The organism is Pontibacter fetidus (genome assembly GCF_010119545.1).
Classification (GTDB): Bacteria; Bacteroidota; Bacteroidia; order Cytophagales; family Hymenobacteraceae; genus Pontibacter; species Pontibacter fetidus.
The window spans coordinates 1-14,352 of the sequence record NZ_JAAEAA010000025.1; the positions used below are offsets into that span (position 1 = coordinate 1).

6 protein-coding genes are annotated in these 14,352 nt (G+C 36.4%); 1 reads left to right on the forward strand and 5 read right to left on the reverse strand.

Annotated features, from left to right (window positions below; genetic code table 11):
- Positions 1–699: 699 nt before the first annotated feature.
- From GWO68_RS15645 to GWO68_RS15655, 3 genes are all read right to left on the reverse strand, one after another.
- A complete protein-coding gene (locus GWO68_RS15645; RefSeq protein WP_162347411.1) occupies positions 700–1,275 on the reverse strand; it encodes a recombinase family protein in 576 nt (191 codons plus the stop codon).
- A 209-nt stretch (positions 1,276–1,484) separates the two neighbouring features.
- Positions 1,485–2,012: a hypothetical protein gene (locus GWO68_RS15650; RefSeq protein WP_162347412.1), complete on the reverse strand. Its 528-nt coding sequence runs from the start codon at positions 2,010–2,012 to the stop codon at positions 1,485–1,487.
- 198 nt (positions 2,013–2,210) lie between these two features.
- Positions 2,211–3,416, reverse strand: coding sequence for a hypothetical protein (locus tag GWO68_RS15655; protein ID WP_162347413.1), 1,206 nt, complete (start codon positions 3,414–3,416; stop codon positions 2,211–2,213).
- Between the two features lie 52 nt (positions 3,417–3,468).
- Between GWO68_RS15655 and GWO68_RS15660 the strand changes: the two genes are divergently transcribed.
- Positions 3,469–3,909 carry a hypothetical protein gene (locus tag GWO68_RS15660; protein ID WP_162347414.1) on the forward strand — a complete coding sequence of 147 codons (441 nt, stop codon included), beginning with the start codon at positions 3,469–3,471 and terminating at the stop codon, positions 3,907–3,909.
- Positions 3,910–3,915: 6 nt separating this feature from the next.
- On the opposite strand, the gene GWO68_RS15665 is transcribed toward GWO68_RS15660, so the two are convergent.
- Together GWO68_RS15665 and GWO68_RS15670 are read right to left on the reverse strand one after the other, a co-directional pair.
- Positions 3,916–10,092, reverse strand: a complete 6,177-nt coding sequence (locus GWO68_RS15665; protein ID WP_162347415.1) for a DUF6443 domain-containing protein — start codon at positions 10,090–10,092, stop codon at positions 3,916–3,918.
- 100 nt (positions 10,093–10,192) lie between these two features.
- Positions 10,193–13,597, reverse strand: a complete 3,405-nt coding sequence (locus GWO68_RS15670; protein ID WP_162347416.1) for a hypothetical protein — start codon at positions 13,595–13,597, stop codon at positions 10,193–10,195.
- Positions 13,598–14,352: the final 755 nt, after the last annotated feature.

Below are 14,352 nucleotides of genomic sequence, written 5' to 3' on the forward strand. Positions count from 1 at the left end.
TTTTCCTGCTATGAATTCTTTAGCAGTTTCTAAAGCTAATCTCAGATTTGTTTTGTCAACCATAAATTTTTATTCCATTCTTTTCCTCACCTTGAACGGAAATTCTAAATTACTAATGCACCACAACTATTGTATAAACGAATGTCTATTACGTTTATCTGCACTATATGCGAAGGTGGTTATGTCTCTAAAAGTGTCAGATTTTAAAGATTAGAAGGCCATTTAGCCTTTTCTTCCCTTATATTTTGCTTATTCAATATAAGAAAATAAATCAGCTTTACCAGCTCCTCTCCTACTCTTCTCACCCAGTGTACTAAAAAAACAGAAAACTCAAGCGTTGGTAGTGGCAAAGTGTTTAGATTGGTTGCAGATTTTTATCTTTCAAAACAATCACTACTACTAAAGCCAGCATCGTTCATCATACAAGCAACTATTACCACTTCATTTCAATGCGATTTTCCTTAGCTACTGCTAGCCGTATGTATCCGGATAATACGGATATATCCGTGTATACACGGATAAACACGGGTATAGTGATTAATACCGCACTTTGGTCAAAAGCAGGCTTGAAGTCTGGAGACTTTGTTGATGCACTTTACTTGATCTTAACCCCAAAAGCAGTACAATTTCCTTTTAAGGAAAACAAAATGATCCTGTAGCCTTATTAGGTGCTCAATAGACAGACTACATAGTGTTAAGTTAAACTACAACAGGAGCTACTTGGGAAAGATAGCGGTAGCAGGTTGCCCTGGAGATATGCAGGATTTTAGCGATCTCTTCTACTGTCTTAGTTCCAGAATCAAATAGAATACGCGCCGACTTGGCTTTCTCTAATGCAGCTTTTGATAAGCCTTGTGGTCTTCCCCCTTTTCGGCCACGGGCCTTAGCAGCATCAAGTCCGGCTTTGGTTCGCTCGCGAATGATCTCCCGCTCAAACTCTGCCAGCGATGCAAAGATGTTGAAGGTAAAGCGGCCGGTAGCGGTGGCCGTGTTGATGCCATCCTGCAAACTGACAAAGTCTACTCCCCTTTGCTTAAACTCTGCTACCAGGTCAATCAAATCCCGAAGCGAGCGGCCTAACCTATCCAGCTTCCAAACTACCACCGTATCACCAGCTCTAAGCTGGGTTATTATCTTCTCAAGCTCGGGGCGTTCTTTACTTTTCCCTGATTTCTTTTCTTTGTAGATATGATCGCAGCCGTAGTGGGAAAGGGCATCAAGCTGCAATTCTAATTTCTGGTCCTGGGTCGAGACCCGGGCGTAGCCTATCTTCATGTTTTGTCTCAGTAACTCGTCTCAAATATAAAGAAAAACATTTGATTTGTGAGACGGCAATTTGAGAAAGAATTTAAAAGGATAAGAAGTTAATGGTGCCATAGTCATTTAGTCTCATATAACGGAGGTTTGATGAGATAACAATATTCAGGGCTAGACAAACTTATGTGCTTATAAAATACTTTTTATCTCGTTATAATCTCTGCATTCTATATTTCTGGGTTAGTTTGTCTTCTATCCATCCAATAAAATAACATTACAATCACAGGAACTAAATTTATTCCTAATTGAAAATCATGTGGAATACCATAAAAGAAACTAACATAACTTCCTGGCTCAATATCAAATAATTTACTAGGGAATTTATTGATATTAAAACTTACCAGTGTTTGGCTTCTATATGAAAAATTATTGATTGTTATTATCGGAACCTGCATAACCAAGGTTGATAGCAAAATTGGAAGTGCTATCTTAGGTGTTTTAGTATAAAGTAAGCCTCCAATTGATTGTGCTATAAAAAACATAAGTATTAACACATATACTGTAGAATAAGACTCTAATAATGTTTGATTATAAATCGTAATTATAATACCTAGTATTCCTCCCACAAAAAAGAGTAGTGAGGCAAAGCCAGCAAAACTTCTCTTCTCAGGAACCTTGCGAGTCAATAGCTTATACAGCCACTTAAGACACAGGACTAAAAGAATTATAAAAAAACCATTTAATATATCTCCCATTATGTTTTATATAGTTAAGCTTACTGATAGATGAGATGCTTGTACATACTTTAAATTTTATCCAAACTACTTCAAATCTAAATAAAGGTGGTTGAGTTATCACCTTTATTTAGATTAGAATCGATACTATTTATTAACTAAAGAGTAACGATTAACCACCTACAAAGCTTTTGTAGGTTCTATACAATTTTAACCTTATTATTTAGCTTTAAGGTTCACAGCCAATTGGTTAGCCATAACAAAAAAACCAATACTAGCCTGAAAGGGGTGTAAATAAGGAGTTTTATTATGCTGGTGAAGCAGGTTGTATTGAGCTAATGCATAGCCGCTTACAGATTTATAAAATGTATATGTTTTGCCTAATCCTAATGAAAATCCTTTTACCCACTTATTCTGAGATGATTCCAAATTGTTCAATGGAGTAGATCGGGGAACTACATTATAGAGATTTTCAAACTGTATTCTGCCAAAGAATCCATTCATAATCTTACTATCTAAGTAAGAGAAATGCCCCATGACTTTATCATCCGTGTTTAACCAGATCTTGTCCTTCTCATTAAAACTTATTCTGTATTGAAATCCAGTTCCTAACGAAAATATATCTGTGAGATTCCAAGCTAGATTTGGCCCTATATCCAAATGGAATTGCTCTTGATTACTGTAACGCACTAGCATATCAAGTTTAACCCGTTCTCGCCAAGGTCTATTTTTAAGTGGATTAAGGAATAAAAATCTGCCTTTTACTTCTCTTAAATCACCTATACTATCTAGTCTATTAGTATAACGCGATAATTGTTGGCGAGCATGGTTAAGTTCGCCCTTATGATGCTCAAAAAAATCTTTAGCCCCCTCTGTTACCTGTTCTACATTTTGAATTATGGGTATGGGGTTAGGTATAAACTTAGGTAGAATATTGGGTACTGAGATAGCGCTGGGGAATAAAACTGTATTGAATTTATTAATATTTTCATTCAGAGAAAGAGTAGTGGATTGATTTATTTGATCATTTAGACGGAATTTATTAGAATCAAATAGCTGATTTTTTTTGAGTAAACTATGCTGTGCTAGCTGAAATTCAAAAACTATTCCCTCTCTAACTTGAAGTACATGATTATGGGGTAAAATAACTACCTTATGGAGACTATCAGCAGTCCTTAGACCATTATTTAGAAAACATCCTAAGGAATATTTAAGGACTAGAGTGTCTTTAGAGTTTGATCCAAAATTGTAGTCCTTCAGAATCGTTTGAGGGTTTACTTTAAATTTCTCAATTTGCTTTTCATTTAAGACTTCTTGTATTTGAGAAAAAGAAGGAATTGGCAAAAAAATTAAAGAAATGAATAAATAGATTTTACCTATTGATACAGGAAATCGCAGGAAGTTCTCTAAATAAAGCTTACTCATAATCAGTTGAAAAAATTTTTACCTTTACCATAGCTAAATATCAAAAAATCAAATGAAGAAATTGTTTTTTGCTCTTGTTATTCCTGTGTTTTTAAGCTCATGTAATGTTCCTCGAATTGAGTTGTCTGACAGGGAAAAAGAACTCGAACATCGATTGAAGGTTGCTTATAAGTGCGATTTGGAGTTAAGACATGATTATGACGCCGTATCAGAAAATAAAAGTAATGGCCAGTTTTGGGTTTCAATTAATAATTCAACCCCAGATATATGCAAATTGGATAGTACATCAATTAAAGATTTAGCTGTTGCCTTAACTGATTCCATTTTACCCGTACTTACCCATAGAGAAAATTATGAATTAATTAATTTCCATTTTAGCACTAATATTGCTATTGATGAAAGGATGGATAAACAAGTATGTAATAAGGGCATACTTGTTTATCTGAATCCTGGTAAGACGACTAAGTTTGAATTTTATTATGAGAATTTTTAAACCTCACTAATCTCTATAGTATAAAACACCGCCCTCCCCTTCTACTCTTTTTACATCTGGACTATTAATGAATTGACCTAAAAGATCTACAAATGCTTTGAGTGCTGCTCTGGTAGGTGTTCTGCCATGAGCACTACCTAGCCGGTCACCCAAGTCAAGACTTTTAAAATTCTTGTAAGTCATTGAGTAGTCAACTCCTTTCAAATCATAAAATATGGGAGATACCCAATCAAAAAGATCATGAATGCGAACTGTAAGAGGTTCTTCAGGTGTTTCGAATTCATCTGCTTCATCAGGCGAAAAATGTAATACCCATGAAACTTCAGGTGCTTTTTTATCTGTTAATCGTCGCATAATAAAATAAGCGGCCATTCCTGCAGCAAAGGCAGAACCTTCACTATGAGAAACGAATTTAACTTTTTCCCCAGCTTTCATGTCTTTTATTATGTTTTTATAATTCCTGTGAGCGTATGTATAACCTATATTATACCTATCTGCGCCACTTAAATCCCCCCCAATTAAAGAAGATCCATCTGCGAAGAAGTTATTTTGATCATTCCCGAAGAACTCATTCACAGCTGTGACAAAACCTGGATCAAAATACCTCCAATAGTCTAGTTTTGGTTTTGTTGGCCCAATTCCTTTTTCACCGAACATTTCATGCCCAAAAAGCTCATTATAATATCCATTTACATAGATTACTAATCTACCATCTGGATCTATGGCATTAACAGGATTATTTAGAGTATAAACATAAGGAGATGTGCTTCCATATTTTTCACTGAGAGGATCACTTACATGCCATCTTCCAATTTGAGAGTCATACATTCTAGCTCCATAATCAATCCAATTAATACCCAAATCTGTTTGTTTTTCTTTGCCATTAAATTGAAACTTAGAGTCTGGACTCCCTAACTTTTCGATGCCTGTTAAATTAAGCCCCCAAGGATCATAATGATTTTCTTGTACAACAATATGTTCATGCGATATAGTCAAATCATCGAAATAGACATCCACATTTTCAATTCTCTCATGTGTTAGCTCAATCTTAACATATCCGGCCTCTGAGATAGGAGGCAAAGTGAGTGAAAGTTCTTCATGTGGAGAATTAAGGCTATTAGCATCCCACACTGCAGCATTACCTGACACACGTTTGGCACCAGAAGTAATAAGATTATGGTAGTCATCGTAGTAGTAATACTTCAAAAAAGCAAGCGGAGCGCTCTCCCCTGAGCTAGCAGAAGCTGATCCTAAGGAACCAACTAATGTACCGTTCGTGGTTGTAATAACAGAACCACCGGCCTCAGGTATAATTGAAAAACCACTTCCCCCAGCTATTGCCGTAATAAGTGTACTCACGTTTACTGCATCCTGATTTGATCGTAAATCCAAATATTTTACATACACTTTTGCTGATACTTTATCTCCAGGCATTACATGGAAGCTACGTCCGGGCGCTGGTTTTATTTTTTCTCCTGCATTAAGTCTTACTACTTCAGTGTTATCTCCTGTTGCTTTGTTTGTAAGATGCGTATGGTCAAAGGAAGGATTAACAATCGCTCTTGTAGCATCTAAACCAGTAAATAAGCCATTCTCATCCAAGTATTCAGACTCCATTGAGGCAAGAGCAACTTCGGTCTTCGGCTCCCCTACAATCATACGTGAATTACCTAAATGATCATTAATAGTATATTGATAAGTCCATGGTCTTTCTGGTACAGCTGGTTGGTACAATATTCGACCATCTGGTATCTGGATAAATTGTAGCTTTTGGTTTTCGTAAACCATACTTCCTACATAATCAGTGGTGTTTTGAAGAACATTATTGAGGTAGACTGTTTTCTTTAATTTAGTGCCTGTAGCTGAATAATAAAATTCAATCCAGTTGCTGCTACCGAATTTTACTTTATGCGGTAAGTTGAGATGATTGTACAGAATCTCTGTTATCCCTTTATTATCGTCTTTTGTTAAATTCCCATTCGCATCGTAACTGTATTCATAATCACTCGCAGATCCATTAAATAGTTGGCTATTTTTATCCTCAAAATCATGTAAAGTGCCTGTCATGATCTGAATATTATTGAGATTCTTATCATCCACTGCCACCAAATGGTTACTTACAGAAGTATTGGTTGTACCATTAATCTCTCCATAATGATAACTCAAGTTATCTAGTAAGCCATATGTCTTATTTCCATTTATTTCAGAAATTAATCCCCTCCGTGTTAGAGTCTTGATATTACTATTTCCATCATATGATAAGTTACCAGTAGTAAATCTTTCTACTTCTTCTGTCCAGGAATTGGTATAATCTAAATCGGCTCTATAGTTTGCATCCAGTAACCTATTAAGCTTATCATAATTATACGAATAGCCTCTGAGTGTATTGTCTGTGGAGGAACGCCAGAGGGCTTCCGAAATATTCCCATTAAATTGATTTCGATTTGGGTAAAAGCTATCAAGCTTAAGATCAGAATTGTATTTAAGTTCGAGTCCGAATACATCATTATCATCATCATTTGTATTCAATGTACTCTGATCGTTTTTAATGTTGGAATTATTAATATGAGTAAGCCATCCTCGAATATTATAACGCCTGTCTATTGATTGTAGGAAGGTAGCACCTCCGTCCATTGAATGCACATTCTTGTCCACTAATTGTCCTAATTCATTATACTCATTCCTAGCCAGTATAACTTGTGACTGCGACATAATGGTATTATAGTCTGTGCTTATGCGTTGCTTAGTTTCAAGCAAGCGCCCGCCATCATCGTAAATAAATTCTTTCTGCACAGCAAAGTGCTCGCTACCATAACTGCTTCCTTTTATCTGTGATAATAAGGTTTCTTGTACCTTACCGGCGAAGTCAAGGCGTGTTGTTATCCGATCAATTCCTGCTAAGTTATTATCTTCAATGGTCTGAATTGGCTGATACTTATCATTGTAGAAGTTAACTTTAGTTAACCAGATAGGGGTGTTTAACACTTTAACTTTCTGCCCTGTTACTTGCCCTTTAACCGAGAGATTTACGTTATTGTATGTTTTGGCTTTACTCGGGTCATTGGTTACACCTATCTCACTTGTAAAACTTTTTCCTGCAAAAGCTGCATGATCATAATGATCGTAATAAGTATAAACCAAAGGCTCTTTTTGAGCAGCCTGCATTACATAAGGAGCCCCATTAGTGTTTTGGAACCAGTTATCTAGTTCAGCCTGTAAACCCTGTCTGTCAAGCTGTAAAGTTGGTCGATAAATACCAGTTTCCACAGGTCGGTTGATTGCATCGTAAATTGTATAACCCCATTCATGTTGCTGCCGTTGGCGGGCATCCTGTGTGAACGCAAGTCGGTCATAGTTATCATAAATAAAGTGCATCCAACCATTTCCAGGAACATGCTTTTCTATCAAGCGTTTCCGGGCATCGTATAAATAACTAAAGCACCAATTGGCAACAAAGCTTGAAGTAATGTTAATTGTTATATTCCCCTCCCCATTAAGAGGAGGTAAATGATTGCGGTACCCTTCTGGCTGAATTACCAATCGAAGATTATCAAAGTCATCATACACATAATAGGTCAAGAGAAAGTCACTTTCCCCAGTTGTGTTTGTCCCCTCTCCGCTTACCTGAACTTTTTTTAAGACCAGCCTTTCATCAAAGTCTTTATATTCGATCGCAACGGCATCGGCTTCGTCTCTAGTTTCGGTTACATACAGGGTATTGGGTGCGTAAAAGCCTTTGCTCTCAATGTTTTTAGAATTAAAATCAAAATCCCATACTCTCACCTCTCCTGCCAGATTTGTACGGTAAAGTGTTTTAATACTATGGTCAATGCTTTGAGAAGTCACCGTTTCAATGGGCTGCCAAGCTATACCTGGCGCCCCCTGTTTTACCACATGGTTTAAAGGAGACGCATTAAAAATAGTTTGGGCAAAGGGTGCTTCATCCTGGGAGTGTTTCCCTGCAATAGCTTTTGTAGCCTGGTAGAAGGTATACTGATCACTTTTGATATAACTGTTATCTTTTACTATAGCGTTTGATTTAAAGAAACCATTGCCATCGTTAGCTGCATAAGGTAAATATGATTTTTCTTTTCGTCCATAAACATCATAAGCAAACGGCTGCACGAGATCTTTCCCTAAAGGGCTACCTTGTGTAATTATCGTTTGCACTTCCCTACCAAGTCCATCAAGATATGTAACATTCTGCTCCCGCTTATCTGCCCCTAATTGTTCTAAAGACTCAACTGTCTTCTTACCTTCTTCTAAGATAATATTGCTAACAATGTAGTTGTAGTTATTCGGAGATACTGTGATAGAAGCTTGGCTATAACATGCACCATTCCAAAAGGTCGCTGTATAAGTTGTCGGAACTACGGGATTGACAATGACAGTAGTATTGGCTCCATGACTTGCTTCAAACTCCTCGTCTAAATTGAGATCTGGAGAGCGGGTCCATGAGCAAGAAAGTGGTACTTGATTTTGATCGGTGACCTTCAGAATGGTAGATAACGTTACTCCTTTTCCTTGCTCAGCTGTGATAGTTAAAGCGGGTTTAGTCAGAACGTCAAGAGCTAATTCTTTTACTTCACTCCACCCACACATTGTATTATATGCCTGAGTCCTGATGATCCATTTGCCAGGTGTAGTTAAATTCAGTGTAAAAGAGCTGCCAGGGGTTATATCATTATAGATATTCCATGTTACTCCACCATTATTTGATACCCAAAAATGGGGTGTTCCATCGTATCCACTAACCAGAATGGTGGTTGAGACATTTTCTCCAGCGCAAAATATGGTTCCACCAGAAGAAGAAAGGGTTCCTGCTTTAGCTTCATAAGCATCTAAGAATATAATATTAGAGGAGGCAGTAAGGTTACCAGGTAAGCTGCTGGTTACCACTACTGATACTTCATCGTCAGTGTTAAAGGGCCCTAAAGAAGTGAGGGTAGCACTATTTTCACCAACGTTATTACCGTTAAGTTTCCATTGGTAGGAAGGGGAAGCACCTGCATTTGTTGCTGTTGCTGTAAATGTAACACTACTATTCTTACAAACTATATCCCCTACTGCATTAGATACAATTGATACAGTAGGTGGCTGGGCTATCGCCTGTATTTGAGTAGTGATGCTACCTGCATTGCTACCAGAACCTTCTGAAACTACGTAATACGTCCCAGGCTGAAGGTAGGTGCTGAGAGAGGCGCGGCTGGTAGTACATACTGGCCCATTCCCTCCATTTGATTGCAGTAAATTCCCATTACTATCTAATAGATGTAAGTAAGTAGCAATGCTGGATGCACAATGGGATATTTGAATATCATTGGCTTCTGAAAGAGTAAATTTATAATAAATATCATCACTTGGCTGGCCGTAATTTTGACAAAAATAATTACTTGATATGTTGCTTTGCGTGTTAGAGTAAGGAACTCCACCTAACGAGATGGTTCCAGCGTTGATCGCATTTTCTTTGGTTGATCCGGCACGAGCGGGTACACTTATCTGTGTCGTGATACTGCCGTTTTCCCCATATGCGCCCTCTGTTACAACATAATACACACCTGCTGCCAATGTTTTCCGAATGGATGCTTTTCCTGAACAAATAGGGCCAGTACCATCGTTGAATTCAATTTCCTGAAAGGAATTGTTCAATAGGTATAGAAATGTGCCAGAGAGGGCTGAACCACAATGTGAGATTTCCACTTCCTGTTGTTCATACAGCGTAAATTTGTAAAAAATATCATCTCCTGTATCGCCATAATCATCTGAATAATAGTTGGCAGGAATCATATTGGCCGTATGGGTAAATGATTTGCAGGGTGTTATGACACCTGCATCTACAGGGGTCTCCGCATATCCTCCAGGGGAGACGACATCTACTGTAAGTTCAAATTCCCCATCAGAATTAATATATTTTATAACATTGATACCAGGAGTTGTCCATTGTATATTGGCATAACTTTTTGAGGTATAGGTCTTCGTACCGCCAGTTACTTGCCAGGAATAGCTGTCGGGGAGATAGGTATCAACAAAATCATATGTATACGTTTGACCTACTGTACAAAAAGTAGGGCCATCTATATGTTGTGCAACAGCTAAATTAACGACTAGTACTAAGGGCAGCAGAAGAAATCTTTTAACTTTTAACAAACTTAAGCTGATTGGTGTGAAGTAAATCTTTTGCAAAGTTTCTTTTCTGTAGAAAGGGATCATAAATGTCTTAACAACTATAAATAGATTAAATACTATCTCTTAGGATAAAATTAAATGCCTGTACTAAATATGGCTATTGCTTGTACTTATAATCAAAGTACTTTATGATATTACCATTCGTATCCTTAATTAACTTCAACCGATTTAAATCATCGAAGGAAAAGAAGCTTGTAGAGCTATTGGGATCCGAACTGGAACTCATATTTCCGAAGCGATCATAAGTATAGGTAGTCATTTGGGCATTAATAGGGTGCAAGCGTACATCATCTATGTAGTTTAAACCGCTGTTGTTAATTGTTACAGAACCCGGATTGATTAACACCCATTTATATTCCTTCCATGCACTTCCTTCCACCGGAGTTACTATCATCGGGGCTTTACTGTTAACCGTAATCGGAGCGGTGCCCTGAGCCCATAGACTTATTTGATAGGTATTATTAGGCAGAGTAGTTTTAGTAATGGTACTACCTTTAAAACTTATAACCCCTGAGCGTGAGGTGCCTACTTGAAAGGTCTGAGAATAGGTCCAGTTACCATAGTTATTAGCTTCTTCAAAACTTGTAAAAGCAACTTCGCCATTCCCTGCGTGGAGTACTTGAGCAGTTGGAAGCTGCTTATAATTTCCCCACAGGTAAGCTCCATTTCCGATTGTATTGCCATTAATATCAACATAACGGTATGAAAGTAGATTACCTACTTCATCGTATTGATCAAAATTTGTTGCGGGTTTAAAACGGGTGTCTAAATTAAAAGCAGATGTTGCTGGAGTATAATCACTTAGAGGTGCTGACGTTTCTAACTTTAATTGTTGTGCAGGTTTAAAGGTGCCACCTTCCAGCAGGTTCGTTACAGGATTAAGTGAACAACCATAACAATTATACAGAGTAGCTGCCCCCTCAATAACCTTGTTGCCTTTGTAATGAATTCCTTCAACCGGGGTGTTTATCAAATTTATACTCTTCATCGAATTAAAAACTTGATTGGCTGGAAAGTCATGTGGGTATTTATAGCTATTTTTATTGATTTGGCCGCGGCTATCTATAGTTTGTTCTTCTTTCAGCTGCTTATAGATAGGATCATATGCATATGAAATCATGGATGTTACCGCGTTTCCATTTTTATAGGAAATCTTGGTCTGCTTTTGAAGGTAGGGGTAGAAAGTATATATCTTCTTGGCAGCTAATCTTACAATAAAGCTGTTATTTGCTTCAAGAATTATATTGTTAATACTTTTAATATAATCTTCATATCTGTTTGGATCATTATTGTATTCCAAAACAGTCTCTTCAACAGGCTGATTATTTTCATCAAACACTTTCTTTGAGAGAAGTAGCCCTCTTTCCAATTCTTTAGATGTTATTGCATTATAAACCATTTTCCCTTCCGAATTATAAAAAAATGCAACCGGAGGTTCATCTGGATACAGATCAGTATTAGAATAATTAAATATAGTATACCCGTTCCCTATCATCTTCTCGACAACTCTGGAATAAGTTACATGATTGCCGCTGGTGTTACTCATGGGGTTCTGCGGATACTCCGTATGAATCCAGTATGTTTGATTAATTTCTAAATCTATATTAAAATAAACTGTACCAAGAAATCCAGAATATTCAAAATCCACCTTATGTTTACCGTAAGTTTTGTAAATCGGTATACCTGAAAGTATACCACTTGAAGTACCATCTTCGTTTAGATAGGAATATTCCCAAACCAGAGGCTTAGGATCAGATGGAGATGTGCGTGAAATTATTTTTTTGACACGAAGCCCTCCAGCAATACCTGGATCATTTGCTAATTCAAAGGGATATTGTTTTGCAATTTTTGAGTAATCATGGGCTTCAAATTTAAATATAGTTTCTCCTCCTGTTGGATAGACAATCTTTTCTAAGATTTCCGCTTTCATAAAAGCTGTATCAGCAGCTCTATAATTATACATTGCGCTGAAATCAACCCCGTTATAATTTTTATTGTTGAAGTATCCCCAATTATCACTCAACTTGCTGTTATAAGGAGGTAAGGTGTGGGAATTATAGGTAAAAGTGTAGTTCTGTTTCGTTGCTTCATCATAAGGTGAAGCAATAACTAATGCTCCCAGGCGTAAACGTTGATTTGCATTATTACTGTAATTGAAAGTTGCTTCTAATCTTCCTTCAATTTTTATTTTATCTAGTTGCAAATAATAATTACCAAGAAAGAATTCAGGATAGAATGCATCATGAAGGTTATCAAATACATCTACATGATAATTATCTGAATAATCATACATCAACTGTTTTGACGGGCTGGTCATAAATTCAACTGTTCTTCCGTCAGGCGCAACAATTTTCGAAAGATAGCTTGGGTGCTGCAACGAATAACTCATTTCTGCTTGCTGGCTTAGCACCTGAGGATTACAAATTGTGTAATCAGTATCTTCATCATCAGGAACAACTACGCACTGTTGATATTTACTTCTTCTTTTTACAAATACATCTCCTTCCTTTTTATACTGAAGTGTGACTGCATATTTATCAGGTGATTCAATTTTAGTTAGGTGCCAGCTTGTTGCAATTGTCGTATATGTCCCCCCTGTTCTTACTGTATTCATATCCATGGAAGTTACATCACCGCCAAAATAGTACTTCATTCCATTGGGCCGGGTGATAGTAAAGGCCATGAAAGATCTCTCCATTTTGACTTTAAAATCATACTCAGGATACTCCCAATTTTGAAAAATACCTTGTTGAACAGTACCAGGGGAAACAACAGGTTCAATTTTTAAATGCTCTCCTGTTTTTGATTTCACTTTTACAACCAAATTTCCATTCTGATCTTTAGCCATATAAAAGCTACCACTCAGATCCCCAACATTGAAGACGAATTCATCTGGCTCTGCATCAAAAGGCATTAAGCCTGCATAAAGTAGATTATCATTTTCTGCATAGTCAACTATAAAGGACTGTGTAGCCCAGTTAGGATCATCTAACTCAGTTGATCGATAGAAATAACCATATTCTTTATTAGTAGGATAAGCGTAATCTCCTTCTAGTACATTTTTGTTAATATCCCGAACATGAATTTCATCATGGTATCCATTAACTATTCGCGTGATAGAACCTCCTGCATTTAAATTCCATCCTAATCCTACCCAACCAGGTGAATCTTCTGTTCTAATCCCCCCGGCATGATAACTTAAACTGATTGGTAATTGAATGTCTTTAAAACGGAAATCATAAATGGGTACCGAAATTGAGGGCAACCCGTTAAAGGTACTCACAGGTACTTGCCCATACTGTCCTAAGGAAGCAGCATTAGGAGTGGGTATATCTATTAAAGATTTATTCTGAGAAACGCCAGGAAATATTACAAATGGTATGAACAAACAGCTTAAAATAAGTTTTAAGCTAAAATTTGATAGGAATGAGCTTAACTTTTGATAGGGGTTAAATAATGCAAGTATGTAAATAAAACATGTCTTAGCAATCCAAGTTTTCATAGGTATAATATAATTATTTTGATATATTTAAATAAATATATATCAAACTTATTTTACTACCTAATAAAAGTATAGCTTATGTTACTGATTTAGTCTAAAACGATAATTGCTATAGAGAAAGGATATAAAGCCTTTATTAGCTTGTATTAGTAGTTCCACTTCTTTTAACTTTCATTCCTACTCATATATAAGAGTGGACTATTTATAGCTCTATAAATGACATTACTACAGAAGATGTTTTGTGTTGAGAATATGTGTTATATCTAGAGTTTAGCTTTCATATAACAAACGTTATGATAAGTGAAGTTAAAGAGTAAATAGTTGTTGAACATTCAAGTTAAAGTTATATTTATAAAGCATGATTTCTACATATAAGGGTATCAAAAAAAACCTATGTTTATTTTGATACCGGCAAGGACTATAGTTTTACAATTCTAGGTATCTTAGAATAGTTATATCTCATAATATCAAATAGATACATTTTTACCAAATATTATCATTATTTAGTAAAATGTGGTAAAATCACCTATATGTGTACAAAATCCCACTATTTTTAAAGAAGGTATTTTGGATATATGTACAGGTTTTATTTGATACCCCCAAAGGCATAAATTCATTGTACACCATAAAATATAAGTAATTGATTTACAACCGATTAGATTAACTGCTTAAAATCGAAATTCCTCCTGATATGACCTCATAAATGTACAAAATCCCACTATTTTAAATAGATGAGACATCCTATTACAAAGTTT